At 55.9% G+C, this 26,999-nt stretch carries 33 protein-coding genes; 19 read left to right on the top strand and 14 right to left on the bottom strand.

Annotated features, from left to right (window positions below; translation table 11 throughout):
- Window positions 1-16: 16 nt before the first annotated feature.
- The 6 genes from ACMTNU_RS00235 to ACMTNU_RS00210 form a co-directional block, all read right to left on the bottom strand.
- Window positions 17-658, bottom strand: a complete 642-nt coding sequence (locus tag ACMTNU_RS00235; RefSeq protein ID WP_413933190.1) for a dienelactone hydrolase family protein — start codon at window positions 656-658, stop codon at window positions 17-19.
- Complete coding sequence (locus tag ACMTNU_RS00230; protein ID WP_413933189.1) at window positions 655-2,082, bottom strand: pentapeptide repeat-containing protein; 1,428 nt, start codon at window positions 2,080-2,082, stop codon at window positions 655-657. Before ACMTNU_RS00230 ends, ACMTNU_RS00235 begins: the two co-directional genes overlap by 4 nt.
- A 355-nt stretch (window positions 2,083-2,437) precedes the next feature.
- Window positions 2,438-2,821, bottom strand: coding sequence for a c-type cytochrome (locus tag ACMTNU_RS00225; protein ID WP_413933188.1), 384 nt, complete (start codon window positions 2,819-2,821; stop codon window positions 2,438-2,440).
- Between the two features lie 4 nt (window positions 2,822-2,825).
- Window positions 2,826-2,990, bottom strand: a complete 165-nt coding sequence (locus ACMTNU_RS00220) for an FmdB family zinc ribbon protein (protein WP_413933187.1) — start codon at window positions 2,988-2,990, stop codon at window positions 2,826-2,828.
- Window positions 2,991-3,009: 19 nt separating this feature from the next.
- Entirely contained in the window at window positions 3,010-3,873 is an 864-nt protein-coding gene (locus ACMTNU_RS00215; protein WP_413933186.1) for a universal stress protein, read from the bottom strand.
- Window positions 3,874-3,919: 46 nt separating this feature from the next.
- Window positions 3,920-4,876: a magnesium transporter gene (locus ACMTNU_RS00210; RefSeq protein ID WP_413933185.1), complete on the bottom strand. Its 957-nt coding sequence runs from the start codon at window positions 4,874-4,876 to the stop codon at window positions 3,920-3,922.
- A gap of 453 nt (window positions 4,877-5,329) precedes the next feature.
- Between ACMTNU_RS00210 and ACMTNU_RS00205 the strand changes: the two genes are divergently transcribed.
- The 8 genes from ACMTNU_RS00205 to ACMTNU_RS00170 all read left to right on the top strand — a co-directional run bounded on the left by ACMTNU_RS00205 (window position 5,330) and on the right by ACMTNU_RS00170 (window position 12,029).
- A complete protein-coding gene (locus ACMTNU_RS00205) occupies window positions 5,330-5,833 on the top strand; it encodes a universal stress protein (protein ID WP_413933184.1) in 504 nt (167 codons plus the stop codon).
- Between the two features lie 27 nt (window positions 5,834-5,860).
- A complete protein-coding gene (locus ACMTNU_RS00200; protein WP_413933183.1) occupies window positions 5,861-6,292 on the top strand; it encodes a hypothetical protein in 432 nt (143 codons plus the stop codon).
- On the top strand, window positions 6,289-7,260 hold the full coding sequence (locus ACMTNU_RS00195) for a universal stress protein (protein ID WP_413933182.1): 972 nt from the start codon (window positions 6,289-6,291) through the stop codon (window positions 7,258-7,260). Before ACMTNU_RS00200 ends, ACMTNU_RS00195 begins: the two co-directional genes overlap by 4 nt.
- A 14-nt stretch (window positions 7,261-7,274) precedes the next feature.
- A complete protein-coding gene (locus tag ACMTNU_RS00190; protein WP_413933181.1) occupies window positions 7,275-7,517 on the top strand; it encodes a DUF2934 domain-containing protein in 243 nt (80 codons plus the stop codon).
- On the top strand, window positions 7,501-8,880 hold the full coding sequence (locus tag ACMTNU_RS00185; RefSeq protein WP_413933180.1) for a hypothetical protein: 1,380 nt from the start codon (window positions 7,501-7,503) through the stop codon (window positions 8,878-8,880). The genes ACMTNU_RS00190 and ACMTNU_RS00185 overlap by 17 nt, the downstream gene beginning before the upstream one ends.
- A 186-nt stretch (window positions 8,881-9,066) precedes the next feature.
- Window positions 9,067-10,314: a diphosphate--fructose-6-phosphate 1-phosphotransferase gene (gene pfp / locus ACMTNU_RS00180; protein WP_413933179.1), complete on the top strand. Its 1,248-nt coding sequence runs from the start codon at window positions 9,067-9,069 to the stop codon at window positions 10,312-10,314.
- A gap of 40 nt (window positions 10,315-10,354) precedes the next feature.
- Entirely contained in the window at window positions 10,355-11,212 is an 858-nt protein-coding gene (locus tag ACMTNU_RS00175) for a universal stress protein (protein WP_413933178.1), read from the top strand.
- 136 nt (window positions 11,213-11,348) lie between these two features.
- Complete coding sequence (locus ACMTNU_RS00170; RefSeq protein WP_413933177.1) at window positions 11,349-12,029, top strand: MarR family transcriptional regulator; 681 nt, start codon at window positions 11,349-11,351, stop codon at window positions 12,027-12,029.
- Window position 12,030: 1 nt separating this feature from the next.
- On the opposite strand, the gene ACMTNU_RS00165 is transcribed toward ACMTNU_RS00170, so the two are convergent.
- Both ACMTNU_RS00165 and ACMTNU_RS00160 read right to left on the bottom strand, forming a co-directional pair.
- Window positions 12,031-12,501, bottom strand: coding sequence for a hypothetical protein (locus ACMTNU_RS00165; protein WP_413933176.1), 471 nt, complete (start codon window positions 12,499-12,501; stop codon window positions 12,031-12,033).
- Between the two features lie 140 nt (window positions 12,502-12,641).
- Window positions 12,642-13,133, bottom strand: a complete 492-nt coding sequence (locus ACMTNU_RS00160) for a hypothetical protein (protein WP_413933175.1) — start codon at window positions 13,131-13,133, stop codon at window positions 12,642-12,644.
- A 242-nt stretch (window positions 13,134-13,375) separates the two neighbouring features.
- On the opposite strand from ACMTNU_RS00160, the gene ACMTNU_RS00155 reads away from it, so the two are divergent.
- From ACMTNU_RS00155 to ACMTNU_RS00140, 4 genes are all read left to right on the top strand, one after another.
- Complete coding sequence (locus tag ACMTNU_RS00155) at window positions 13,376-13,801, top strand: rubrerythrin family protein (protein WP_413933174.1); 426 nt, start codon at window positions 13,376-13,378, stop codon at window positions 13,799-13,801.
- A gap of 99 nt (window positions 13,802-13,900) precedes the next feature.
- Complete coding sequence (locus ACMTNU_RS00150; protein ID WP_413933173.1) at window positions 13,901-15,181, top strand: heterodisulfide reductase-related iron-sulfur binding cluster; 1,281 nt, start codon at window positions 13,901-13,903, stop codon at window positions 15,179-15,181.
- Between the two features lie 39 nt (window positions 15,182-15,220).
- A complete protein-coding gene (locus tag ACMTNU_RS00145) occupies window positions 15,221-15,802 on the top strand; it encodes a DUF3501 family protein (protein WP_413933172.1) in 582 nt (193 codons plus the stop codon).
- An 81-nt stretch (window positions 15,803-15,883) separates the two neighbouring features.
- Window positions 15,884-16,636 (top strand): 6-carboxytetrahydropterin synthase, encoded by a 753-nt coding sequence (locus tag ACMTNU_RS00140; protein ID WP_413933171.1) that lies wholly within the window; start codon window positions 15,884-15,886, stop codon window positions 16,634-16,636.
- Between the two features lie 59 nt (window positions 16,637-16,695).
- On the opposite strand, the gene ACMTNU_RS00135 is transcribed toward ACMTNU_RS00140, so the two are convergent.
- Together ACMTNU_RS00135 and ACMTNU_RS00130 are read right to left on the bottom strand one after the other, a co-directional pair.
- On the bottom strand, window positions 16,696-16,959 hold the full coding sequence (locus ACMTNU_RS00135; RefSeq protein WP_413933170.1) for a type II toxin-antitoxin system RelE family toxin: 264 nt from the start codon (window positions 16,957-16,959) through the stop codon (window positions 16,696-16,698).
- Window positions 16,943-17,173, bottom strand: a complete 231-nt coding sequence (locus ACMTNU_RS00130) for a ribbon-helix-helix protein, CopG family (protein ID WP_413933169.1) — start codon at window positions 17,171-17,173, stop codon at window positions 16,943-16,945. Before ACMTNU_RS00130 ends, ACMTNU_RS00135 begins: the two co-directional genes overlap by 17 nt.
- 190 nt (window positions 17,174-17,363) lie before the next feature.
- Between ACMTNU_RS00130 and ACMTNU_RS00125 the strand changes: the two genes are divergently transcribed.
- Genes ACMTNU_RS00125 through ACMTNU_RS00095 form a run of 7 tightly spaced genes read left to right on the top strand, consistent with a single transcriptional unit; the run spans window position 17,364 to window position 24,425 of the window.
- Window positions 17,364-18,842 carry a type I restriction-modification system subunit M gene (locus ACMTNU_RS00125; RefSeq protein WP_413933168.1) on the top strand — a complete coding sequence of 493 codons (1,479 nt, stop codon included), beginning with the start codon at window positions 17,364-17,366 and terminating at the stop codon, window positions 18,840-18,842.
- Window positions 18,839-20,053: a restriction endonuclease subunit S gene (locus tag ACMTNU_RS00120; protein ID WP_413933167.1), complete on the top strand. Its 1,215-nt coding sequence runs from the start codon at window positions 18,839-18,841 to the stop codon at window positions 20,051-20,053. The genes ACMTNU_RS00125 and ACMTNU_RS00120 overlap by 4 nt, the downstream gene beginning before the upstream one ends.
- A 10-nt stretch (window positions 20,054-20,063) precedes the next feature.
- Window positions 20,064-21,089 (top strand): DNA-binding protein, encoded by a 1,026-nt coding sequence (locus ACMTNU_RS00115; RefSeq protein ID WP_413933166.1) that lies wholly within the window; start codon window positions 20,064-20,066, stop codon window positions 21,087-21,089.
- The gene (locus ACMTNU_RS00110; RefSeq protein WP_413933165.1) at window positions 21,089-21,538 is read left to right on the top strand and encodes a type II toxin-antitoxin system death-on-curing family toxin; all 450 of its coding nucleotides are present in this window, start codon (window positions 21,089-21,091) and stop codon (window positions 21,536-21,538) included. The genes ACMTNU_RS00115 and ACMTNU_RS00110 overlap by 1 nt, the downstream gene beginning before the upstream one ends.
- Complete coding sequence (gene hsdR, locus ACMTNU_RS00105; protein ID WP_413933164.1) at window positions 21,535-23,853, top strand: EcoAI/FtnUII family type I restriction enzme subunit R; 2,319 nt, start codon at window positions 21,535-21,537, stop codon at window positions 23,851-23,853. The genes ACMTNU_RS00110 and hsdR overlap by 4 nt, the downstream gene beginning before the upstream one ends.
- Window positions 23,854-23,889: 36 nt before the next feature.
- Window positions 23,890-24,192 carry a hypothetical protein gene (locus ACMTNU_RS00100; RefSeq protein WP_413933163.1) on the top strand — a complete coding sequence of 101 codons (303 nt, stop codon included), beginning with the start codon at window positions 23,890-23,892 and terminating at the stop codon, window positions 24,190-24,192.
- Window positions 24,183-24,425 carry a DUF2283 domain-containing protein gene (locus tag ACMTNU_RS00095; protein ID WP_413933162.1) on the top strand — a complete coding sequence of 81 codons (243 nt, stop codon included), beginning with the start codon at window positions 24,183-24,185 and terminating at the stop codon, window positions 24,423-24,425. Before ACMTNU_RS00100 ends, ACMTNU_RS00095 begins: the two co-directional genes overlap by 10 nt.
- A 499-nt stretch (window positions 24,426-24,924) precedes the next feature.
- On the opposite strand, the gene ACMTNU_RS00090 is transcribed toward ACMTNU_RS00095, so the two are convergent.
- The 4 genes from ACMTNU_RS00090 to ACMTNU_RS00075 form a co-directional block, all read right to left on the bottom strand.
- Complete coding sequence (locus ACMTNU_RS00090; protein ID WP_413933161.1) at window positions 24,925-25,341, bottom strand: hypothetical protein; 417 nt, start codon at window positions 25,339-25,341, stop codon at window positions 24,925-24,927.
- A gap of 55 nt (window positions 25,342-25,396) precedes the next feature.
- Window positions 25,397-25,876, bottom strand: coding sequence for a hypothetical protein (locus ACMTNU_RS00085; RefSeq protein WP_413933160.1), 480 nt, complete (start codon window positions 25,874-25,876; stop codon window positions 25,397-25,399).
- A gap of 34 nt (window positions 25,877-25,910) precedes the next feature.
- Window positions 25,911-26,243 (bottom strand): thioredoxin family protein, encoded by a 333-nt coding sequence (locus tag ACMTNU_RS00080; protein ID WP_413933159.1) that lies wholly within the window; start codon window positions 26,241-26,243, stop codon window positions 25,911-25,913.
- Between the two features lie 74 nt (window positions 26,244-26,317).
- On the bottom strand, window positions 26,318-26,788 hold the full coding sequence (locus tag ACMTNU_RS00075; RefSeq protein WP_413933158.1) for a redoxin domain-containing protein: 471 nt from the start codon (window positions 26,786-26,788) through the stop codon (window positions 26,318-26,320).
- Between the last annotated feature and the right edge of the window lie 211 nt (window positions 26,789-26,999).

Genomic DNA, 26,999 nt, shown 5'->3' with positions numbered 1-26,999 from the left:
AATCCCCTCCTCCGCGTCATGACAGATATCGTGCGAACCATCTTGCTGCCTGTTCCGCCACCTGTTCCAATGTGCCTGGTTCTTCAAAGAGGTGTGTCGCGCCGGGAACGATGATCAACTTTTTCTCACAGATCAGTAGGTCGTACGCCGCCTGATTCATCTCAATCACCGGTTCATCGTAGCCTCCAACGATCAGCAATGTTGGAGCAGTGACCGACGGAAGATAGGGTTCCGCCAGATCCGGTCGCCCGCCTCGTGACACGATAGCCTTGAGGTTCGACGGTTCTCGCGCGGCAGCTTGAAGCGCGGCTCCGGCCCCGGTGCTGGCTCCGAAATAGCCAATCGGTAGACCTCTCGTTCGCGCCTCTGTCTCCACCCAGCATTTCGCAAGCAGGAGCCGATCCGCCAGGAGATCGATATCGAACACCTTGCGCCGGTCATCCGCTTCCTCCTCGGTCAAGAGGTCCGGCAATACTGTGGCAAGCCCTGCTTGCTGGAGATGGCGGGCGACGAAGGTGTTACGAGGACTCAATCGCCCGCTGCCGCTTCCATGTGCAAAGACAACCACGCCGCGAGGATCAGCCGGGAGTCCGAAGACACCATCTAAGGCGACTTTCCCTTCTTTGATTCTGACGTTGTGGTCATGCTGTGCCGTCATCGCCCCTCTTTCTTAAGCGCACTGCAGGGCGCAGGACGATTCAGGCCAGGGGGCAATTTGGTTTGGTCGTCGACACAGGCACCATTGAGTTGGGCTTGTGTGAGACCGATGACCGACGAGAGTGTGGCCCCTTTGAAGATTGCGCGGCGCAAATCGGCTGAATCGAGCCGAGCACCCGTCAAATTGGCTGAGACGAACGTGGCGTCTTGGAGATTCGTGTCCTGTAGATTGGCTTGGGTCAAGTTGGAGTGGTTGAAATTCGACTCTCGAAGATCCGCGCCGACGAAATTAGCCGATTCCAGATTGGTCCGGTTGAACTGACCCTGCCGGAAGGAGGATTTCGGCGCGTAGATTTCGCTGAGGTCGCCGTTCATGAAGTTGGTGTGCCAGCCCTTGGCTCCGATCAGGACCGCGCGGGTGAGGGTGGCGTCCAGGCAATTAGCCTCATCGAGTGTCGCGTGATAGAGAATCGCCATCCTGAGTTTGGCCAAGTTCAAATTTGCCTTGGTGAGAGTGGCTTCCTCGAGGTTGGCCCCTTCCAGATCGGCTTCCGGAAGGCCAGCACCCAATAGGTTCGCGTACCGTAGATCTGCACCCCGCAGAATCGCGGCTTTCAGATTCGCTCCACGCAAATTTGCCTCGTCCAGGTACGCGCTTTCCAAATCTGCTTCGACCAGTTTCGCCTGGTCCAGTTGCGCACGATCCAGCAGCGCACCTTGAAGGTTTGCACGATGGAGGTTTGCGTTGGAGAGGATGGTGCGGCGGAGGTCGGTGCTTGTCAGATCAGCATTCACGAGAGCCGCACCTTTCAGTGTCGCTCCATAAAAATACGCTTCGGCGAAATTGCCGTCGGTCATGTCGGAAGAGTTGAGGTCGGCACCCTCAAATTGAGCCCGTTCAAAGGCAGCCTCATTCAATTTGGCGCCGACGAGGACGGCGTCAAACAGGGCAGCCTCGTCCCCTACGGCACGAGAGAGATTGGCGCCCGTGAGTCGGGCACGACGCAGATCGGCTCCGGAGAGGTTACTGTCTTTGAGGATGGCTTTGGTGAGGTCAGTTCCAGCCAGACTGGCTTGAGCCAGGGTGGCCTGAGTCAGATTTGCCTGCCGCAAGACGGTGCCTTCCAGATCGGCCCGTTCAAGATTCGTCCCCGTGAGTGCGGCCCGGCTGAGATCTGCTTGGCAGAGTTCCATCCGCTTGGCATTCGGGTTGCCACGATATTCCACCCATCGCTCATGCGATCGCACGAGCTCTTGCAACGCTTTTGCCGAGATGGGCTTTTTCTTGTACGGGCTGTTGCAGAGCGGACCTGCCGGTGCCGCCGTATTGGGGGCCGGTGGGTCAGCGGCCCAGACCTCTGTGGTGGTGAGTCCGATGAGGAGGATCATTCTCACGATCGTGAGTGGCACGGAGGGTCTCTTCATTCGTGTCTCCTTCATGTGTTTGGTATACGGTCCACGGTCTCTCGCATCCAGGCACCCTTGACAGAGTCAGCACACCCGAGTTGCTCGTCACACAACGGACTGCCCATGCCCCATCCTGCTTACGGGTTGAGCAATGGTCTGGTGGGTACCAATCAAAGGTCAGGAAAATGAGACGACCATACCCCTCAAAGCAGCGGATATGACTGACGAGAAGGTTTGCTGTGTTCTCAGGAGTGTTGAGTTCCGTGTTTCAAGTTTCCAGTATCAGTCTCTCTACACTCGAGACGTGAAACACGAAACCAGCAACGTTCAACTCGAAACGAATCCGCTCTCCGTATTGATGATGACATGGTCCCTATTGCGACAACACACGGATGTACGCCACGACGTCCTGCATTTCCCCGTCGGTGAGCTGGCCTCGCCACGAATGCATCGGGCTGAAGACGACGCCATGCTCGATAGTCCGCAGTAGTTCTTCATCGGATTTCAGGAACGACTGGAACCGCTGAAAATTTGCCGGTGGGACTTTCAGCGCAACGGCCCCTGGGCCATCACCCCGGCCGGTCTTGCCGTGACAGTTCTGACAATAGTGTTCAAACACGGCTTTTCCACGCTCACGGTCGGGAGGATAGTCTTGCGCGTAGGAGGAGGGTATAGCCAGACTGTTCAGAATACAGAGGCTCACGAGCCCTGCGGAAAAGAATCGGTGCCATAGAATCTGCCGTCGAGTCGTGGGCATAGTTTTAGCTTTTCTTTGTTGTGTGAGCAATGAACGGGCTAAAGAGTTGCTGCAGTTTCTTGCTCCCGCAAGCCGGACAGACAATCCCTCCGGCTGCATGTTCTTTCAATGTTACCACGATCAACGATTCTTTCCCGCAATCGAGGCACTTATAGTCGTACATCGGCATCGTACACCTCTTGTGATCTTCAGCCAAAAATCATCAGTGGATAGGTGCCCTGGTGTAACAGTGCGTGGGACACGCTGCCAAGGACCATGCGGGTCACGCCGCGGCGGCCTCGGGATCCCACGAGAATCAGGTCCGGATTCAAGGCCTTGGCCTCCTGAAGAATTCCATCCACTGGAGTGCCCAACGTCGTCACCACGCGGGTTTGATAGCCTGAGAGGCGGAGTTTGTCTGCCGTCTCGTCGAGAAAATCCTTCGCCTTGCGGAGAGAATGGGTTTCCATGTGCTCAGCCGAAACCGCATCGACCGGCCAGGGGGGCCTGGTATGGGGCAGGACGGTGAAGAGGGTCACCGTAGGCAACTCACGAAATGGTTTCTGTTGAAGGAAGGAGAGGGCCTGGTCTGCGTCATAGGTTCCTTGTAAGGGCAATAACATGTGATGCAGCTTTTTCAAGGGACCGGGAAGAATCAGTTTCGCGCCCGGCGCGAACGTCAGGACTCGATGGGAAACGCTTCCGACAAGGCGTTCCTTGATCGGTCCAAGGCCCCGAGTACCCAAGAGAATCAGTCCCACCTTGAATTGTTCAGCCAAGGCTACGAGTTGCTCCGCCGGCGATCCGACGACCAAATGCTTGGTGACCGGCCCGACATCCAACGGGAGCAAGGACGCGGTGCGATCCAACAGACGAGTTCCGTCGTCGCGCATGTTTCGCTCGACCGTCTCGTACAGTTCCTGTGCCACTTCCGGCATCATCATGGGATAGGCCGGACTTGGGACGTCGAGGACATGTACAAGATGCAGCTCCTCAGCCCGAGTCAGGTACTTGAGAGATCGGACTGCCTCATACGAATGGTCAGACCCGTCGACTGCGAGTAATATCTTCATAGCACCACCTTCCAACTATGGATGTACCGCTTCGTTTCAGCATGCATCACCGTGGCAGTAAGGCCGTCGCGATCATCAGATAGATCCCCACGCTCAGAATATCTTGTACGACCGTTGCTACCGGTCCGCTGGCCAAAGCCGGATCTGCTCCGAGACGCACCAGCCCCAGCGGAAGAAGACTGGCCATGACAGTGGCCACGACGGCCGTCACCCCTAATGAGGCACCGACAACCATTGCCAACGTCGGATGTCCGTTCCAGATCCACAGTCCGGCGGCAGCGACAACTGCGACGATCGTTCCGATGGATACGCCGATGAACGTTTCTTTGACCAATTGCGCCCACAGCTCAACCTCTCCATAGGCCAATCGACGAACCAGGACGGTTTCGGTTTGAGTTCCGACGGCATCCGCCATGTACACGACGAGGGGCAGAAAGAATGCGAGCGCCACTTCGTTTTTCAGTGAGGTTTCAAACGCCGAGGCCACGCCGCTGGCTAAGAATCCTCCTGCGAGGCCGAGCATCAACCAGGGTAGACGTGCGCGCACCTGGGTCAGCGTCTGCTGGGCGGTCAGGGACAGATGGAGATGGTCCATTCTACTGATACCGCCCATGCGCAGAAAGTTGTCCACATGCTCCTCATGCAGCAAGGCCAAGAGCCGTCCGATCGGAATGGCGCCGAGCAGCCGCCGTCGAGCGTCGATGACAGCGACATCGGCGTCATGACGTTGAACCGCGCGCAGCGCCACCGTCTCAGCTCCATCTCCCGGGAGCACCTCGATCGGCGGCAATCCTTCCAGTTCGGCCAGCGTGGCCTGTTCCTTGGCCTGAAGCAATCGTTCGATCGGGACTTGACCCGTGAGGACGGCTTGATCGTCGACCAGATAAACATGGCCCACTTCGTCCCATGTGTGGCCCCGAAGCCCCGCAATAGTTTCGCCGACGGTGCGATGCCTGTCGCTCCGAGGAATGTCCGGGGTCATCAGGTCTGCAGCCGTTGCCATCCCACTGCCTCCGAGTCGATCGTTACTGACAATCCGCCGGGCAGAAAAAAACGAAATACATCACGATCGCGAGGCCTAAGCCGACCGCTCCAAGCAGGAGCCACTGCGTGCGCGTCATGTCTGGTCCCTCCCCACGTACTAAGGTGTTCAGCAAGTCCGATGCCATTGAGAACAGTGAGAAGTGAAATGTGAAAGGTGAAAAGTATTGTTCAGACTGCGTCGCTATTACCTTTTACTTCTAACCTTTCACCTGTGTTGCCCCCTTCTGCTACAGAGAGTGAATGACCACTGTGGCAGAGAGCCCCTGTTCCTGGATGTAGCGAAGATGGCTGATAGCCAATCGCAGGGACATGAAAAGCAAACACACGGTTTTCCCAAGCTGTCAGCCGTGAGCTGTCGGCGTACTGATGTGGCATCGCCCTTGCTCAACTTTCCACACCAGGAGGATCGTTCATGCGGCAGGAGACGGATCTCTTTAAGACCATCCTGGTTCCAGTGGATTTTTCCCCCTGTTCCGAGGAAGCTTTTCGGGTGGCCTGTCAGATGGCGAGGTTATGTGGTGCGGCGGTACTCGTGCTGCACGTGATCGACACAAGTACGCTTGCCGCATTTCATCGCCTGGGGTTACTGGCGGTTCCGTCCGATGCCGCTCCACAGCGCCGCCGGCTGCGCCATCATGCTCGTTTAAACGTCAGGCAATTGTTGGAGTCGAAGGTAGCCGCGGACGTCAAGATCGAACGTCAGATTGTAGAGGGTGTGCCGTTTGCCGAAATCGCCAAAGTTGCGCGGACAGGGAATGTTGATCTGGTCGTGATCGGAAGCTACGGCGGACGGGTCGGGAATGTGGATAAGATTTTCTTCGGCAGTACGGCGGAGAAGGTCGTTCGTACGGCAGGTTGCCCCGTCTTGACGGTACCGCTTCCGGTTTCTGCTTCGCAACGACGGTCGTCACGATAGCAACGACGTAACGAGATGGAGGGGGGTATGATCCTTGGAAAGACCGGGATGCAGTGGAGACGATTGGGGATGGTTCTCACCATGGCCTCTCTGGCCTGGATGTATGGTACAGCCCTGGTGGCGCAATCCGAACAGGTGGTGGACGTGACGATCAAGGATTTTCGGTTTGTGACGAAGCAGAGTCCCTTGCGCTTGGGATTTCCTACCGCGATCACCGTACGGAATGAGGACGCGGAGCGACACGATTTCAGCTCGACCATGTTTGAGGGCATTCCCACACAGGTTGAGAAGGACGGGGTGATTGTCTATGGCCGTGGCGTGGGAGGGGTGTATCTCGATCCGAAACAGAGCGCGACGATTCGATTTGACATGACGCGACCAGGCCGGCACGTCTTCCGCTGCTCTATTCACCCGACGATGAGCGGAGAGTTACTGCTATTGAGTGCGGAGGCTGTGTGAGCCTGTCTGCGGGAAGATCGAGCATTCTCCTTGCGACCGACGGATCGCAGGGGTCATCGACTGCGGAGGCCTATGCGTTTGCGCTCGCGCGATCGTGGAGTGCCTCGCTGAGTGTTCTGCATGTGTTGGAGTTTCCCTCTGGGCTCGATCCGGAGAATCCTGTCAATCGACTATACTTGGCCGAACTGATGAAGCAGGCGACGCAAGAGTTAGTCGAATTGAAAGCCCGGGCAGCCGATCGAGGGATTTCGGCTGAGACGAAGATAGCGACAGGCATCCCGAGTGAAGAAGTTCTTGCGGCCGCAACGGGCGAAGAGCCGGATCTGATTGTCGTGGGCACGAGAGGCAAAACCGGATTGGCACATGTCCTTTTGGGAAGCACGGCGGAACGAATCATCCGGGCGGCACCCTGCCCCGTTCTGGCTGTGCGTGCCGAGCGGTATGTAGAAAAGAGAGCGGGTGGAGCCCGGCACAATCCCTCGGACATTCAGCGGATCCTGGTCCCGATTGATTTTTCCGACTGTTCGCTCGACGCGTTGGAGTATGCGGCGCTGATTGCACAACGATCCAAGGCCTCCATCAGAATTCTCCATGTCCTGGAGCCGGTTTCGTACGGATTGGATTTCACCTTGCCTCATCCGGCGAAGCGTGACGCGGATCGGACAGCGATCACCCGGCGGCTGTCTGATCTCACTGCAGCGCTGACTTCGTCCGGGCTGGCGTCTGACTTTGTCATCTCCGGCGGGCTGCCGGCTGATTCGATCCTCAATGCGGCTGTGGCCCCCGATGTGGGTTTGATCGTGATGGGGACTCATGGTCGACGTGGTTTGTCCCACGCGTTATTCGGCAGCGTCGCGGAGTTCGTTCTTCGGAAAGCCTCGTGCCCGGTCCTGACGGTCCGGAGCCCGAAGTTTCACCCAGGTCATCGCCCTGTCCTTGGTAGGCCATCCATGCCAAACAACGTATAGCTGAGGAGCGAGTCATGCCAACGCGCAAGACGACAACCAGGAAAAAGACAACAAGCGCCAAAATGAAGGCCCGACCAGCCCCTGCCATAAGGCGAACGGAAAACCCTATCGAATTGCCGGAGGGAATGTGGGAGCGGATCTCGCGGAAAGCGTACGAGCTCTGGGAACAGCGCGGCCGCCAGGATGGGAATGCTCTCCAAGACTGGCTCGAGGCAGAAGAAATCGTCATGGAAGAAATTCATGAATCGCGTGAGTGACCAGGGAATGGGGTTGTGGGTACCGCGCCCGCACACGCTGGATGCGATTCTCACCCGGCTCGATCGCCTCTCTCTCAGGCCGGAGTTTCGTGTGCAGCGAGAGGGAGCGCTGGCGCGCGTCCTGAAGCCATATGTTGAGGGAGACGCAGGACGGCTTGTCGCGCCGCTGGAGCAGGAAATAGAGCTGGCGAGCCTCTATCTCTTTTGCGACTACTATCCCGAAGACGGACAGCTGACCCTCATCGAACAGTTGCGAGACGTGATCACCGAACATATCCCCGAAGAGGAGCGACAGTGGCTTGATCCCTTGAAACATTCCTATCTCGATGTCCTGCAATTGACTTCTCCGCCGGTAGCTGGCCAGGATCTTTCGTTGCAATCGCTTGCTGATGGGACAAAGGTGGTCCTGCCGGGCGGTGAATGGACCAAGGATCTCACGATGGATCGTCCGTTGCTCACCAGGATCATTCATGATCCGAACGCTCCCCTGGAGTCAGATCAGGCTGTATGGGCCGGCTGTGGGGTCACGATGTCACACACTGATGCCAAGGCGTTGCTCGACATGACGTCCGATTGGCGGCGCGAAATGGAGATGAGCACCGGATCCTTTGCGTTGGGGGAATGGAAAGAATTCACCAAGCGATTCGGCTACATGGTCCTCTGGGCGTTTGCCGAACAGCGCCTTGCAGCCCTGATAGATGCCGCCGTTCATGTCGAATATCGCACGGCTGACGATCAGTCCTATCTGTACGCGATTGCCCTCTATGATCACCACGAGCATCGAACGTTCACAGACGTGCTGTCCGGGATGACCGACTTGTCTCCGGAAAAGCCCGATCCCGCCGACCGACAAGGTGCTACGGTGAAGCGGCCAGTTGTCCAGCAGTGGGGCCAACGGGAAAGTGGGAGACTCGTGGCCAGGCTGACACTGACGGCGTATCAACTTCTCGTGGAATGCGATAGTCCGCAGCGGCTGGATCTTCTCAAACATCGGCTCGCGGCTGCGCTGGGATTCTCGTTGCATTTTCGGGGTGAAACCGTGATGCCGCCGGTTCGGCAGCTTTCGGTGGCCGAGCTCATGTCGGATACAAGGCCGAGGCTGGTGGTGACTGCTGAGGAAGAGAGGACGATGCTCAATCAGTTCCTAGAAAAAACCTATTTGGAATGGTCGGATCAGCCTCATGTCGCGCTGGGTGGGCAGACGCCTCGGCACGCTGCCTTGACTCCCTTGATGACGGGGAAGGTGGGGGAGTTGATCGACGACATGGAGCGGCATGATCCGGGCCGCCGGCGTCTTGGTACGACGGCTTTCGACTACAACCGCCTGCGCGCTCACGTCGGGTTTGAGGAAAAGACAGACTGACCCGCCGTACTACTTAGCGAGGCCTTTTCGTCTTGTCCCGTTCTATTCAAGCACTCATCCATTGGGATTGTTCAGTGGGGACAGGGGTCTCAGCGCTTGCCATCTCGAGTGGATGGAGTATACAACCATGCCGCGGCTCTTGAAGAGATTCGGTGGGATCATAGAAACAGCGGTCGGGAGGAACAGATGACGACGCAGCACCCAACAGTGGGGATTCTTGTCGGAGGCGGGCCTGCTCCAGGAATCAACAGTGTGATCAGCGCAGCGACGATCCGCAGTATTCTTGGGGGGGCGGACGTGTTGGGAATCATCGATGGATTCAAATGGCTCATGGAAGGCGGGACCGGACAGATCCGGCCGCTCTCGATCGAGGAGGTCAGTCGGATCCACTTTCGAGGCGGGTCGTATCTGGGTACAGCTCGCGCAAACCCGACGAAAAGTTCGGAGCAACTCGACAATGTGTTGTCCTCCCTGACTCGGCTCGGCATCACGCGGCTGGTTACGATCGGTGGGGATGACACCGCATTTTCCGCCATGAAGCTGGAGGAGCGAGCCGGTGGGCGACTGCAAGTCGTCCATGTTCCGAAGACGATCGACAATGATTTGGATCTTCCCTATGGTGTCCCGACGTTTGGCTTTCAAACGGCTCGTCACATCGGGGTTGAGATCGTGAAGAATCTCATGGTGGACGCCCGTACGACCGCTCGCTGGTACCTGGTCGTGACCATGGGACGTAAGGCCGGCCATCTGGCATTGGGGATTGGAAAGGCTGCAGGCGCCACCGTGACGGTTATTCCGGAAGAGTTTCGTGAGCGGCCGGTGAAGCTGAAGCGAGTGGTCGACCTGTTGATCGGGGCCATGATCAAGCGCTTTGGACAGGGGCGGACTGATGGAGTTGCGGTGGTGGCGGAAGGGCTGATCGAAATTCTTGATCCGCATGAACTTGGCGGTCTGGAACATGTGGAACATGATGAGCACGGCCATTTACGGATGACCGAGGTCGATATCGGCGATGTCTTACGGCGGGAGCTGAGGAGGGAACTTCGTACACTGGGACTCTCGACCACCGTGGTATCGAAGAATGTCGGGTATGAACTCCGTTGCGCCGATCCGATTCCCTACGATATCGAATACACTCGGGACTTGGGGTATTGCGCGGCTCAATATCTGCTTGACGGTGGGACAGCGGCCATGGTCTCGATTCAGAACGGGCGGTTCATCCCCATCCCATTCAAGCAAATGGTGGATCCGTCCACTGGACGGACCAGAGTCCGGATGGTCGAGATTGAGTCCCAGTCTTATCACATCGCCAGACAATACATGATACGACTCAATGAAGATGACCTGAGGAGCCAGGATGCTGTGGGTCGGTACGCCACATTGGCGAACCTGCCGATCGATGCGTTTCGAGATCGGTTCAAAGCAGCCCTCTAGCAAACAGCATGTGTTTGGATTGAAGAAAAGGATATCTACCATGAAGATTCTCGCGGCAACTGACGGATCGAAGTATGGCCGATGGGCGATGGAATGGTTGGCGGAAATCCCGTTTGCGGTGCAGCCGGTCGTTCGGGTCCTGCATATCGTCGATGCGGCGAGTCTTCGGGCTCCCTTCATGATCCAACCGGTGATCGTCGGGACGGAACGGTATATTCAGTCTGAAGTCAAGAGGATGGAGACAGCGGCGAAGGCGACGAAAAAGGAGTCGGAGAGCTTGTTGTCGACGCTGGGCCTGAGCGGGACGGTGACGACCGACCACGGCGCAGTGGCAGCCACGATCATGAAGCACGCGCAGCGTGGCGTTGGGCTCTTGTCGATCGGGTCCCGAGGGTTGGATGCCTTGGATCGATTCATGTTGGGCAGCATCTCGAATCATGCCATCCACCATGCGCCTTGTTCGGTCCTGGTGGTGAAAGAGCCCCCGAGGCCTGTCCGGCATCTGGTCTTGGCGGTCGATGGATCGGCTGCGTCGGATAAGGCGGTCAAGTTTGTGATGCGTACGATTAATCCGACACCCGATGGTCCTGACCGCGAGCCGGTTCTCGTCACGCTCGTGCACGCCATGCCCTTTTTAAAGTATCCGGAGGTCAAAGAGGTTGGGAAGGGGTTGGTACAGCGCTCCGGTGATAAACTCGCGAAATCAGGCTTCCAGATACGTGAAGCCGTGAGGCTGGGGAAGCCGGCTGATGAGATTCTGACGGTGGCCAAGAAAAACAAGGCGGACCTGATCGTGACCGGCGCAAAAGGTTTGGGCGCGATCGGTCGTGTCCTGCTCGGCAGCGTATCCACTCGTGTGGTGCAACATGCTCACTGTGGTGTGCTCGTCGTCCGCTAAAAACAAAAGTAGGGGATGGCCTCTGGTGCGTGAAACATGCTTGACGGGGAGGAAGGCAGGACAATAGACTACCCTCCGGCTGATTGCCGAACGAATAGTGCCGATTGCCGAACTAGTAGGGAGAGGAGGGGTAGTTATGACAGCGATAACAACGATCGACCAGGACTCGCTCCCTGATCGTTTGGTGACGGGGCTTTCAAAAATCGGTCTGGCGATGAAGAGCCGAACCTGGAGACGGAAGGGGCGACAAGGGATTGGTCCCTTACAGATTCAGGTGCTGACGTTTCTGCGGTCTCGACCGAACCATTCGGCGACCGTCTCAACGATTGCGCGAGAGCTCTCGGTCAAGTTACCCACCGCCTCCGAAGTGATCAGAACACTGGAACAGAAACGGTTCGTTCGTCGGCGACGCAGGGAAGTCGACAATCGCGTCGTGACGGTGCACTTAACGGCCCTTGGAGCCAAAGCGGGCCATGTGGAAAACCGATGGCCGGAAATTCTGGCATCCGCTACCGAGAATCTCTCGCCCCAGGAGCAGGTGTCACTTCTCGGAACGCTGGTGAAACTGATTCGGGCGCTTCAATTGCAAGGGGAAATCCCCATCGCGCGCATGTGTGTGTCCTGCGAACATTTTCAGCCGAACACCGATAAAGAATCCGATCTGCCCCACCATTGTAGCTTTTACAACGTCGCATTCGGAGACCAGGCGTTCCGTCTCGATTGCCATGAATATGTTGAGGCTTCCAAGGACGGTCGCGATCAGCGCCCGGATGTTGGTCAAGTGGAACAGCCGGTCCAATCGGCCCAGGTGGTGTGACTTAGGATGGCGGTTGCGTCACGTGGTTGAGGTAAAGCAACCGGTCGGTCTCAATCTTTCCCATCAAATCTTCCAAGGCCAACTGCAACGCGGCTTCAATCGGGCGACGATCAGAAGCCGTCACCCACCGGATTGATGATCCGACGGCTGTCTGTTCCGTGAGGTAGGACTTGATCAGCTGTGACGCGTCACGCATATCTGCTTCCAGGATTACCCGGTAGTGATAGCGGCCTCGCCGAGAATTCAGCGCCAGCTTGGCGGCGACATGGAGCGAAAGGTCGCCTGATTCCTGCGAGACTGATGAAAAGGTGCCTCGTTGCCGAAGGTAGCCGAGGATTCCCTGCGTCAGATCTTGGTGGGGCCAGTCCAGGAACGTGATGCCCGGTCGGTGGTCCGGGCCTTCCAGTGCGAGCGGGCTCAGCGTGACCTGGAGGCTTCGGGGGATGGTGTTGGACGGCGCGCTTGTCGGCACTGGCGCTACATGAATGCGATGAACGCATCCTGTTGATACCAGGCAGAGAGCCAGTAGGAATACACGACGTCGCGTCGATAGTCTCATGGCTGAGGGATCAGGCAAGAAGCGCTCTCCGGCCACAGTTCCTGTCTGCGTGATCAGTGAGTTGGATCGGGTGAAGGCGCCGAGACGATATCCAGATCTTTCAACGCTCGAGCCGCCTGCTCTCGGTAGGCCTGTTCGGTCGGGTTGGTATAGGTATCGATGACCCGTTGATAGGACGCGCGGGCTCTGTCCGGTTGTTGCTTCAGCGTGAAGTATTGTCCTAGCGCAATCCAATTTTGAGCGCTTGTTTCTCGAGCCGTTTTCATCAGCGCAAACTCGCGTTCGACTTGCCCGAGTCCTCCCATCCGACCACGCTTCTTGACCGTGTCCGCCATCTGGTCGGCCATGAGTTCAATCTGTTCGTTTTCATGAACAGCCGACCCAACCCGATTAGCCTTCAAGTGGCTGTAGAAGTTTTCGACGTGATCTTTCATCACATCCGCCCTCCGTTGATACTGGTCTTGCGCACAACCGGAGAGCAAGAAGACAAACAGCGACAACGCACCGACCGCGTGGGAGAAGCCGTAAGGAAGAAGGATCTTCACGAAGAGCCTCACATGGAAGATGAGTGATACGCCGGGACAATGACGACGTATTATACCACTCAGCCGCGTAAATACTCACTCGATCGGCGAAGAGGTCTGTCCGGTGCCTGCGGTGCCGGCCGGCGAAGGATGGAAAGCCTCTTGAACCTCTGAGGATGGCTGCGCTATCTTACCGGGCAGTTTCCAAGCGACGATAATCTTCGCGGGGGAAGGGTGGGCCTTCGAACAACGAGGAGGATGATATGGGCAAGAGCTTAAAAGGGACAAAGAGTCACGACAATCTGAAGCATGCGTTTGCCGGCGAGTCGCAAGCCAATCGCCGCTATCTCTACTTCGCTCGCCGGGCGGATATCGAGGGCTATCCGGACGTCGGCGGACTCTTCCGGGACACCTCAGAGGCGGAAACCGGCCATGCCTTCGGCCATCTGGACTTCTTGAAGGAGGTCGGAGACCCGGCGACGGGGGTGCCGATCGGCAACACGGATGCGAACCTCAAGTCCGCCATCGAGGGCGAAACCTACGAATATACGCAAATGTATCCGGGAATGGCCAAGACCGCACGGGACGAAGGGTTCCCCGAGTTGGCCGAATGGTTTGAGACCTTGGCGAAAGCTGAACGGTCTCATGCCAATCGATTCCAAAAGGGACTGGATAGTTTGAAAAGCTAATACCTGAGTGTCAGCTCACGTTCAGCGGTCAGTTTTCGGCGATGTGGCGAAAGTCCGTCGGCGGGAGCTGACCGCTGATTGCTTTCCGAGAGACGAATCATGAAGGGCATCAGCCTGATTTCGCCCATCGACGCCAAGCAGCTGGAGAAAGAGACGTTGCGGATCTATGAGATCTGTGACGGTTGCCGGCGCTGCTTTAACCTCTGTCCGTCCTTCAACACATTGCTGGATCGCATCGACCGGTACGAAGGCGATGTTGCAAAGCTCAGTCCGGACGACCATCACCAAGTAGTCGATGAATGCTACTACTGCAAGCTCTGTTTCAACCATTGTCCCTATACGCCGCCGCATCACTACCAAATCGACTTCCCACATTTGATGGTCGCGTGGAAGAAGCGGTTGGCGGCGGAGCGAGGAGTTCGCTGGCGGGATCGTTTGCTGATCATGACGGATGCCATCGGGAAGCTGGGCAGCGCGACGGCCTCGATCACAAATGGTTTATTGCGCAACAATGTGGTCCGTCGTGTGTTGCAGCAGATCGTCGGAATCCATCAAGACCGCCAGGTTCTGCACTTCTCGTCGGAGACGTTTTCGCGCTGGTTCGGGCGTCGAACCAAGCCCGTCTTGCCTGATCCGCCCACTCGAAAAGTGGCGCTGTTTGCCAGTTGCCTGGTGAATGCGCAGGTGACGGATGTCGGGAAGGCTACGGTGCAAGTGCTCGAAAAAAACGGGGTTCAGGTAGTGGTTCCGGAGCAACGCTGTTGTGGGATGCCGAACTTCGATATCGGAGACACCCAAGCCATTCAACAGGCCGCGCGCAGTAATGTCGCCTCATTGTACCCATGGGTGCTCAAGGGATACGATGTGGTGGTGCCCACGGCGAGTTGTAGCTTGATGTTAAAGCGGGAATATCCGGAACTTCAGCCTGATGAGCAGACCAAACAGGTGGCCGAGAAGACATTTGATATCTGTGAGTACCTCATGAAGATGAAAAAGGAGGGGCAGCTCGCGACCGACTTCACAATGAAGCCGGGGAAGGTTGCCTATCAGATGCCCTGCCATTTGCGGGATCAGAATATCGGATTCAAATCAAAAGAACTGATGGAGTGCGCCGGGGCGAAAGTGGAAGTCATCGAACAGTGTTCAGGACATGACGGGTCCTGGTCGGCAAAGGTGGAGTTTTTCCCCCTTTCGATGAAGATCGCGGGCAAGGCCGTGCGGGCCATCGAACAGACGAGCGCGGATCTCGTCGCCTCCGACTGTCCATTAGCTGGTTTACAATTGGAACAGGCCGGGGCCACTGCGCAGAGGCCGGCGAAGACCGTGCGACATCCGATCCAGATTGTGCGGGATGCCTATGGGATTTCCTCTCAGGGGTGAATGGTCATCGAGAATAGTTGAGGAAGAGAGAGTTTATTCGTGCAGACACTGACATCAGCGGACCTGATTCCCTACGAAGAGTACGAGAAACAGCGCGAAGCCTTTCGCGCAAAGATCATTGCGCTGAAGCAGCGGCGGCGGATCTCAGTCGGCCCGTGGGTGACCTTGGTGTTCGAGAATCGAGCCACGCTCCAGTTTCAGATTCAGGAAATGGTCCGTGTCGAACGGATTTTCGACCCGGCGAAGGTCCAGGACGAGCTGGACGTGTACAATGCGATCCTCCCGGCACCAGGTGAATTGAGCGCGACGCTCTTGATCGAAATTACCGACGAAGCAAACATCAAAGAACGACTCGATGAATTTATGGGGCTGGATCGCGGGAAGAAGGTGGCCATCGTGGCCGATGGGGAAGAAGCTTTCGGTGAGTTCGAGGGGGGCCATAGTCACGAGACGAAAATCAGCGCGGTGCATTTCGTCCGATTTCGTCCGACAGTCTCGATGCAGGCCGCTTTCGCGAATCTCACCAAGTCTGTTAGCATTCGAGTCAGCCACGGCGCCTATCGTGAAGAAGTGCCGGTATCAGGTAGCATGCGAGAAGAATGGCTTTCAGATCTCAAATAGGGCGAGCGGACGGCTGAATCCTTGGCAGATGTCATCTAGTTGTCTCAGGACTCAGCGCTCACAACTCAGCACTCAAACACTATGCCCCCTGTGTTACTGACCAAACGGATCGAGTTCGCCGCGGCCCACCGCTACATCCGACCGGAATGGGACGAGGCGAAGAACCGAGCGGCCTTCGGCCGTTGCTACAATCCGCCGGCTCATGGGCATAACTACATGATTGAACTGAGCGTTTCTGGTGACATCGACCCTACGAACGGCATGGTCGTCAATCTGTTCGACCTCAAGCGGGTGATGTTGGATGTGATTGAGGAATTCGACCACAAGAATCTCAATCTCGATATGGCCTATTTCAACGATCGCATTCCCACCTCGGAAAATTTCGCACATGTGCTGTGGGACAAGTTTGCGGTTCAACGAGATATCGGGGCTCTCCATACCCTTCGGCTCTGTGAGGATGAAGATCTCTATGCCGAGGTGACGACCGGAGATCGTCCGAACAAGGCGACGATTACGAAGCGCTACTCCTTTAATGCCGTCCAACCAGGGCATGAAGGGCGCGAGTGGGATTGTTTTGTGACGGTGAGAGGCACGATTGATCCGATGACCGGTATGGTCACCGACATCGGGGCATTAGATCAGCTGGTCAAGGACAGAGTAATCGCGAAATTCGATCATAAGGACCTGTCGGTGGCCCTGCAGCGCAAGTCCGTGACCGGTGAAGACCTAGGCCAAGACATCTGGAAGGAACTCGCTCCACGCATCACCCAAGGCACTCTGACCAACATTCGATTGGTTCCCTCCCGCGACCTGGCTTACGACTACGCCGGGTGATCGGATAGTCTTTCGATGTGGGTCTCAATACACCAGCAACCACGAATAGATTCGAAGATCTATCGGTAGACCTCGCGTCGATGGCCGACCTTCACGATCTCGACACGATGGGCAGTATCGTCAATGCCGTAGACAATGCGATAGTCACCTTGCCGAATGCGATAGCGTTCGGACTCGCCTGAGAGTTTTTCACATCCCGACGGTCGAGGCTGTTGGGCCAAGCTTTGAATGCGATCGACCACCCGTTTGAGGTCACCTGAGGGGACGGCCTTTAGCTCTTTTTCGGCGGATCGCTTGATGACGAGGCTATAAGGTCCCGTCACGTTTCAACTCCTCGAGCAGCTTCTCGAATGGACGCGACGGTTCTTTTGCCCGGCGTTCAAACGCCTCCAGGTCCAGGGCATCCTCTCGTAGAGACTCTAGCACGGCGGCATTGACCAAGTCCGAGACGGACCGGTCTGTAGTGGCGGCTTTGACCTTGAGGGCTCGATAGACTTTCGGCTTTAGATAGATTGTTGTGCGCGTGTCCGATGGCATGACGCTCCTCCCGTATGACGATTAAACATTGTAACATTATAACGTTAAAATGCTACAGGTCTCCTCCCTGCCCTTCTCATCTCGAAACTGGCGAAGGGCAGCACTGGGTTCCAATAGGGGCATAGTTTCTTTGAAGAAAAACGAGTAAGCTTTCTCGCTGATTTCTCTACAGTTGCCTGGAGATGCCCGCATGTTCGAACAAGCCTTTAGAAACATCGATGACGTGCTCCGGAAGGAAGCTGGCTGCACGACGGAGCTGGACTATACCGAGCAGACCTCCTGGCTCTTGTTCCTGAAATATCTCGACGCGCTGGAGCAGGACAAGGCCGACGAAGCCAGACTGGAGGGGAAACGCTACAGCTTCATCCTCGATAAGCCCTACCGCTGGGAAAGCTGGGCCGCGCCGAAGGGCAAGGATGGCCAGCTGGATCACAATGTCGCCCTCACAGGCAGTGACCTCACCGAGTTCGTTAATCTGAAGCTGTTTCCCTACCTGCATAGCTTCAAGCAGAAGGCCAGCGGGCCGAACACCATCGAGTACAAGATCGGCGAAATCTTTGGCGAGATTAAAAATAAGATTTCGAGCGGCTACAACCTGCGCGAGATCATCGACCACATCGACGAGCTGCGCTTCCGCTCGCAGAAGGAGAAACACGAACTCTCGCATCTCTATGAAGCGAAGATCAAGAACATGGGCAACGCCGGCCGCAACGGCGGCGAGTATTACACCCCGCGCCCGCTCATTCGAGCCATGGTGCAGGTGGTGAAGCCAAGGATCGGCGACCGCATCTATGACGGCGCCTGTGGCTCGGCAGGGTTTTTGTGCGAAGCATTCGACTATCTGACCGCCAAGGGCGATCTGTCGACGAAGGATCTCAAGACGCTGCAAGAGAGGACGTTCTTCGGGAAGGAAAAGAAGTCCCTCGCCTATGTCATTGCGATCATGAATATGATCCTGCACGGCATCGAGGCGCCGAACATCATCCACACCAACACACTCACGGAAAACCTGGCTGACATTCAGGAGAAAGACCGGTATGAGGTCGTCCTGGCCAATCCGCCGTTCGGTGGCAAGGAGCGGAAGGAAGTGCAGCAGAACTTTCCTATTCGCACCGGCGAGACGGCGTTTCTCTTTCTTCAGCACTTCATCAAGAGCCTCAAGGCGGGCGGGCGCGGCGGCGTCGTCATTAAGAATACGTTTCTCTCCAACACCGACAACGCCTCCGTGAGTCTCCGTAAGTTGCTGCTGGAAAGCTGCAATCTACACACCGTGCTCGATTGTCCCGGCGGCACCTTCCAGGGCGCGGGCGTGAAGACGGTGGTGCTGTTTTTCGAGAAGGGTGCGCCCACCCTTCGACCAGGCTCAGGGCAGGCCGGAAAGATCTGGTACTACCAGCTCGACCCGGGCCGCAACCTCGGCAAGACCAACCCGCTCAACGATGATGATCTGAAAGAATTCATCAAACTCCAAAAGACCTTCGCCGACTCGCCCAAGTCTTGGACCGTGGATGCGAAGACCATAGACCAAACGACGTTCGATCTCTCCGTGAAGAATCCCAACGGTGGAGAAGTCGTCACGCACCGGAGCCCGCAGGAGATCATGGATGAGATCGCCGCGCTGGACGCCGAGAGCGCGGAGGTGTTGAAAACGATCAGAGGGCTTCTGTGAGGACAGGCTGGAAACAACAAAAGCTTGGTGATGTCTGCGACTTCCTCAACCGAGGCATCTCGCCAAAATATCTCAATGATGGTGGTGTTTGCGTCCTTAATCAGAAATGTGTCCGCGATCACACGGTGAATTACGAGCCATCGAGGCGGCACGATGCCAAAGCCAAGATTGTTAGTAAGGAACGATTTGTTCGTGTTGGCGACGTGCTGGTGAATTCAACTGGCACAGGCACACTTGGTCGTGTTGCTCAGGTCCGTGAAGAGCCAGATGAGCCGACCACGGTCGATTCTCACGTGACCATCGTCCGTCCAAAGCCGGGGATGTTTCACATAGACTTTTTTGGCTACATGCTCGTTGTCATCGAAGATGCGATTAAAGAGGCTGGCGAGGGGTGCGGAGGTCAAACTGAACTTGCGCGTTCGGTCTTGGCTGATAGGTTTTTAGTCAGTTACCCAACGGCGCTTCCCGAACAGCGCCGCATCGTCGGCATCCTCGACGAAGCGTTTGACGCCCTCGCTACCGCCACGGCCAACGCCGAACAGAACCTCCGCAACGCCCGCGCCCTCTTTGAAAGCCACCTGCAATCAGTCTTCACTCAGCGGGGGAAAGGGTGGGTGGAGACAACGCTAAGCGAAGCGACAGGCGGAGTCTTGACTGGTCCGTTCGGTTCTTTGCTCCATAAGAGTGATTATGTCGAAGATGGAATTCCGCTGGTGAATCCAGCCCACATCACAGAGACTGGAATTGAACCCGATCCTCGTAAAACGGTGTCCAAAACAACTGCTCGGCAGCTTTCAAACTACATCATGCGTACGGGAGATATTGTGATTGGGCGCCGAGGTGAAATGGGACGTTGTGCATTGGTAACCGACGCTGAGGATGGTTGGTTATGTGGAACTGGGAGTTTTTTTATCAAGCCTTCCAGTCGATGCGATCCTCGCTACCTCGTCAGATTTCTTCGATCTAATGGTTGCAAGCAGAGGCTGGAGAAACTTGCAGGTGGGGCGGTGATGCCAAATTTGAGCAATACTGATTTGGGCGAATTGCGTTTCTATTTGCCACCAATCGAGCGACAGAAAGCTGCTGTCGAAGCAATTGACGCCCTTGCCGCAGAAACCCAACGCCTCGAATCCATCTACCAGCAAAAGCTCGCTGCGCTGGGCGAGTTGAGGAAGTCGCTGCTGCACCAGGCGTTTAGCGGAGAATTGTAGGAATCATCCTATGAGCAAAGACCTAACCAATTCGGCGGTGGATCGACAGAATATCCTGAACAATCCCTATGCCCTCGCAGAAATTGAGAAGGCGGCGGGCCTCCGTGGTATCCCGTTCGAGGGCAAGACGGTCGTCCTCAAGGAGCAGGTGGCGGCGTTTTTCGAGGTGACGCTCCGCACAGTGGAAAATTACTTGGAGCAGAATGCCGAAGAACTGGCCAGAAACGGGTATGAGGTGGTGACGGGTAACAGACTGAAATCATTGAAGATATCGATTCAAGAGGTAGGTGATCCCGAAACACATTTCGGGATCACCACAAAGACGGTCCGGCTGGGAGTGCTTGATTTTCGAGCCTTCCTCAATCTCGCCATGCTCATGACGGAATCCGAGCGGGCAGGATTGTTGCGCAAGGCCATTCTGGACATCGTCATCGACACGATCAACCGGCGTACCGGTGGCGGGACGAAGTACATCAATCAGCGTGATGAAGATTTTATCCAATCAGCGTTCATTGAGGAGAACTATCGTAAGCAGTTCACGGATGCGCTGAAGGATTGCGTTGACATGGGGAATTTCAAGTATGCCCTCTACACGGACAAGATCTACGTGAGCATCTTTCGTGAGAAAGCGCAGGTTTATCGCCGAGTGCTGCGTCTGGATAAACGCGCCAATGTCCGTGACACGTTTTATTCGGAGGTGCTGGATGTCATTGCATCGTACGAAGCTGGTTTTGCCGATGTGCTCGTTCAGAATTGCAAAACTAAAGGGCGCACACTTACCTCCTGGGAGGTGGATGACCTCTTCGCCACTTTTGAAAAGCAAGCGCACTGGAGGCCATTGATTGAAAAGGTACGGAATAAAATGGCTAGCCGCGATCTGGCATTCCGCGACGCCTTGCACCTGCAGCTTCAGGAGTATGTCACTCCGCTCCAGCGTGATGAGTTTGAGCGGTTTCTTGGTGAGAAGAGCAAAGAGCTAGCCGAGCGTCTGGAAGAGGCGAAGGACGTGATGAAGCGTCTTAAAGAACGAGAATAATGGCCTGGGTGTATGTGACTGTCGAACAAGCGATTGAGATTCACGGAAAAACCGTGGAGGTCAGCGGCGGCGGATCGTTAGGTCAACTGGATATTGGTAAGCTCGATGCGGTGCTTCAGCATATCCAGAATGATGACTACTATCCTACGTTCGATGCCAAGCTCACACATTTGTTTTTCTGTGCCTGCAAGTTTCATTGTTTTGAGGATGGCAATAAACGTATCGCCATTACTTTATGCGCCCAGATGCTCCTCTTGAACGGGTATCTGCGCAGCGTCAACGCCTTCATTCGTGAGTCCGAAAATATCAGCTACCACGTGGCTGCCGGCAACATCTCCAAGGAATTGCTTGGAGAATGGATGGATGCTGTACTCAGCGGCAATGAAGACAATGAAGCGTTGAAGTTGAAAATTTTCCACGCCATTAGTGGTGGGAACGACACGCTATGAACGAGGCCGAAACCAGAGCCGAGCACATCGATCCCGCTCTCAAGGCGGCTGGTTGGGGTGTTGTCGAGGGCAGCCGCATTCTCCGCGAATATCCCATCACACTCGGTCGCATAGAGGGCTTGGGACGGCGCGCGAAGCCGCTCATCGCCGATTATGTACTTGTCTATCGCAACACCAAGCTCGCCGTCATTGAAGCCAAGGCTTGGGACGAGGAACTGACGGAAGGTGTCGCCCAGGCGAAACAGTATGCCGGGAAGCTTGCCGTCCGCTTCACCTATTCCACCAACGGGCAAGGGCTCTACGGCATCGACATGGAGACGGGACAGGAAGGCGAGTGGCCACAGTACCCCAGTCCGGATGACCTCTGGAAACGGACCTTTGCTAAACAGGATGCCTGGCGAGACCGCTTTTCCGCTGTCCCCTTCGAGGACAAGGGCGGGTCACACCCCAGCCGCTACTATCAGGACATTGCGGTTGAGCGCGTGATGCAGGCTATGGCCGAGGATAAGCCGCGCATCCTGCTCACTCTCGCCACTGGTACTGGCAAGACCTTCATCGCCTTTCAGATTGCCTGGAAGCTCTTTCACAGCCGCTGGAACTTGAGTCGCGAGCCCACACGGCGTCCACGTATTCTATTCCTGGCCGACCGGAATATTCTGGCGAATCAGGCCTACAACGCCTTCTCCGCCTTTCTGGAGGACGCGCTGGTGCGGATTGAGCCGGATGATATTCGGAAGAAGGGCAAAGTGCCAAAGAACGGCAGTCTGTTCTTCACCATTTTTCAGACTTTCATGAGCGGTCCAGGAGAGACACCCTATTTCGGGGAGTATCCGCCGGACTTCTTCGACTTCATCGTCATCGATGAGTGCCATCGAGGCGGAGCTAATGATGAGAGCAACTGGCGGGATATCCTCAACTACTTCGCTCCCGCCGTGCAGCTCGGGCTGACAGCCACACCCAAGCGCAAAGACAACGTGGACACCTACGCCTATTTCGGCGAGCCGGTCTATGTCTATTCCCTCAAGGACGGCATCAACGACGGCTTCCTGACGCCGTTCAAGGTCAAGCAGATCTCCACAACGCTCGACGAGTATGTCTATACACCGGATGATCAGCTTATCGAAGGCGAGATCGAGGCGAAGAAGCGCTACCAGGAGGGCGACTTCAATAAGATTATCGAGATCAAGGAACGCGAGAAGAAGCGTGTCGAGATCTTCATGAGCCAGATCAATCAGCAGGAGAAGACGCTGGTCTTCTGCGCCACGCAGGATCACGCCCTGGCTGTGCGCGACCTCATCAACCAGATGAAGACGAGCACGGACCCCAACTATTGCCAGCGGGTGACGGCCAACGACGGTGAACTGGGGGAACAATATCTTCGGGACTTTCAGGACAACGAAAAGACCATCCCGACGATCCTGACCACCTCCCAAAAGCTCTCGACCGGTGTGGATGCTCGCAACATTCGTAATATCGTCCTCATGCGCCCGATCAACTCCATGATCGAGTTCAAACAAATCATCGGGCGAGGGACGCGGCTTTATGACGGGAAGGACTACTTTACGATCTATGATTTCGTGAAGGCCCATCATCACTTCAGCGATCCCGAGTGGGACGGCGAGCCGATTGAGCCGGAGCCTAAGGCGGAACGGAAGTCGGTCGTCCCATCACCACCGTTGGTCGATCGTGTCCGCGAAGAGACTGCTGAGTATGTGAAGCGGACGCGAATTAAGGTGAAGCTGGCTGATGGCAAGGCCCGGACCATTCAGCACATGATGGTGACGACCTTCTGGCATCCTGACGGCACGCCGATGTCGGCACAGCAGTTCCTCGAACTGCTCTTCGGCAAACTGCCTGAGTTTTTCCGCAATGAGGCGGAACTCCGCACCATCTGGAGCGTGCCGGAGACGCGAGCCAAGCTGCTACAGGGTTTGGCTGAGAAGGGATTCGGCGCCGAGCAGATGACGGAGATGCAACGCATCATCGATGCGGAGAACAGCGACCTGTTCGACGTGCTCGCCCATGTAGCCTATGCGATGGCCCCGCTCACCCGAGAAGAACGGGCTGCGAGAGCCAAGGTGGAGATCAGTACGCACTTCAACAGCAAGCAGCAGGCGTTTCTCGACTTCGTGCTCGCACAATACGTCAGAGTGGGGGTGGAGGAGCTGTCTCAGGACAAGCTTTCGCCGCTCTTGCGACTCAAGTATCATGGCGCCATTGCCGATGCGGTGGCCGACCTAGGCCAGCCAGAAGAGATTGGAAAGGTTTTCGTTGGGTTCCAGAGATATCTGTATCAGCCACCGGTTGGTCCGTAAGGAGTCGCCAATTAGCGAATACGATACTGGGGTGGTATGATCGACTGCGCTGTTTCTAAGAACGGTATTCCCATTCGGCTCACGGATGAACGATGGGCCCACATCGAGGAAGAGCATTGTGAGCTGGCCTCGTTGCGTTCTATGGTCGTGGAGACCGTGTCACATCCCCAGAGGATCCTGCTTGGAGGGGAAGGAGAATTGTTAGCCGTTCGTGAAGTGGAAAATGGAAAATATCTCGTGGTGGTGTATCGTGAACACACCGAGGATGGCTTTATTATTACCGCATTTCTCACTCGGCGTCTCCGGTCTCTGGAAAAGAGGAGGCAGTTATGGCCATAGCCGATATTCAAGAGTATTTAAAACTCATTCCTGCCGTTAATCGGGCGCCGCAGCATGCCGTATGGCTGACATACGATGCCGAAGCCGATACGCTGTACGTCAATTACAAGAAGCCTGGTCATGCTACGGATAGTGAACTGACCGATGACGATGTGATCATTCGCTATGAGGGTGATGAGGTCATCGGGTTTACCGTGTTGCATGCAGGCCAGCGACTCAAAAAAACCGCCTAATCTTCGTGACTACCTAACTGTTTTTATTGTGAGTCGAGACCACCTTCTTATAGTAGAGCTCCACTTGAAGAAGATATGGCCCAAAGATCGTCCGTCTTAACCATGTCCGGGAGGAAGTTATCGTTGCATGAGCACGAGAAGTGGAAGCGGATCATAATTTGAACATCGAACAGTGGTGGCTGCTTGGGAGGTGTTATTTTCCATTGATGCAGGAAATAAGATTTATTAGGACGAGAGATGTAATAGTATCAATAGGATATGCTCACTTTCATTTTCTTGCTTGGTTTAAAAAGCTTTGACTGCCAGTGGGTCTAGCGTGACCAGAAGGTCAACTCTTCTCCTCTCACTCCTCGCTCAAGTGGTGACCGTTCACCACAATCAGGCGGAGATCATGAACGCAAATGGGGCGTCGGTATGGTCAAGGGATGAGGCAGCCTATACACCTGGCTGTTTCAACGAGCAAAAGCAGAAAATGGCTGAGACTGGGGGACCCTGTGGCTCAGCTCTTTGTCTTGAGCGGCGTAAAGCGGGCGGCGTGGGCGTCCCGTTGGGGCAATTTCAGGAAGACGATGATTCCCGTCTCCGGGCTGAGTGCAAATGTTCCGGTGCCCTTTAGGGTGTTCTCACCGGCTGGTATGAGCTCTACCTGCTTGTTGGTTTTCTCAAATCCTTGCTGAATCGTAGCCTTTGCCTTCGCGCCCTCGGTGGGAATGGGCTTGTCCGAATGATCGGTCACATACAGGAGGAGTTCCCCGTCTTTAGCGACCAATTCGAGATGATACGGCCCTGCAGCCAACGATTGCCCACCATGAAAAGACTTTACCGGTTCGGCGTGTTTGGCTGAGTGGGCACCGACTTGAACCGCCCCCAGCAGCGTGACGCACAGTATGAAGAAGCTCACAAGCAGCTGTCTCACGATCAGTTCTCCTTACAACTCAGCCTGATCTCCATTCATTGAGCCTTGTCCACCCTCAATGTTTTGGTGAGTGGTGATGATGGTGTGGACCTGCATCATCCGCATGGGATGGGGCCTTCTCGCCCTGTTCACCCTTGGGTTTCAAGGGCATGAACCGAGCGGCGTAGCCGTCCTGGTTCGGCAGTTTCATGAACACGATGACCACGGTGCTCGGCGTGAGTGAAAAGGTCCCGGTTCCTTTGAGGATGTTGCCTCCGACCGGGTGGAGATGCACCTGTGTCCTATTCGGGCCCGTTTCCACCGTCGCTTTCGCCAACCCGCCATCGACGCCGATAACGTTGTCCGCATGGTCCGTGACATAGACTGTCAGTTCCCCATCCTTGGCCAGCAGTTCCATATGATACGGCCCAGTCATCCGTAACTGCCCACCGTGCGGGGCCTGAACGGATTCAAAATACTCGTCGGTATGGGCCTCAGCCGACAGCGTAAGGGCTAGGATCACGACGGACAGCACACCAAGCATCATGGTCTTCATACGTTGCTCGCCTCCTCACGGGTCAGCCACGGGGCTACTTGAGTAAGTAGTCAGAAATGAGTGCGGCGAGTTCGGCCGGCTCGACGACTCCTTCGCGCGTCAGCAGTAATTTACCATGCGCAAAGAGATGGGTGGTGGGATAGGTTTCAAAGGTGTGGGTTTTTTTGATCTCTCGACAGCGCCCTGGGACATGCATCTTGGCCTTGCCGATCTTGATGGTCGGGAACTTTGCTGCGGTCGCTTCCAGGATCGGATCGTAGGCCTTGCAGGGCTCACAGGTGGCGAGACCATAGGCCACCACTGCACCGGCGCTCTCGGTGAATTCTTTGTAATTCGCGTCGCTGACGTCTTCAACGATTCCGCTCATAGCGAGTGTTGAGGTTTGAGTGCTGAGGACTGAGCTTCGGAGCCGCTCAGTCCTCGTGACTCAGTCCTGTATGGTTAGTTTAGTTTCGCCAGCGCGTCCAGAATTTCCTTATCTTCGCGCGCGGTCTTGATTTCCTGCACCTTCGCGTAGGCAACCTTACCGTTTTTATCCACGATCACAGTCGCACGCTTGGAGCAGTTCAACGGCTCAAAATACAGACCATAGGACTTGGCGGTTGTCCGGTGCACGTCCGACAACAGCCGGTGCTTCAGATCCAGTGAATCCGCCCAGGCTTTGTGAGAGAAGAAGCTGTCGCAGCTGATGCCGAACAATTCGGCGTTGGCGGACTGGAACTTCGGGAAATCGTCGGTCAGACACTTGTTTTCGCCCTGGCAAACCGGGCTCCAATCCAGCGGATAGAAGCACAAAACGACGTTCTTCTTGCCCTTATAGTCGCTCAGCTTTACGTCCTTCTGGTCTTGATCCTTCAGATTGAAATCCGGTGCTGTATCGCCCACTTTGATTTCTGGTGCCACGTCACTCATCGCAAACCTCCTTATTAGAACATCTGTATGGATGATAGCTGTACTGAGGTCTCGGATAGGTAGGACCCCACTCGGACCATAAACTTTGTAACCTGTGTTTTGAAGGGATGTCAACGGGCCGATAGGCCTATGGGGCGTTGTGATGACATATGTGTCACGTCTCTCGTGAAGCGTGACGCGCAGGATAAAGCGGTGGGAAAGACTCTCAGGG

This window comes from Nitrospira sp. BLG_1, from assembly GCF_047338595.1.
GTDB lineage: Bacteria > Nitrospirota > Nitrospiria > Nitrospirales > Nitrospiraceae > Nitrospira_D.
This window is presented reverse-complemented; position numbering and strand designations above follow the sequence as displayed.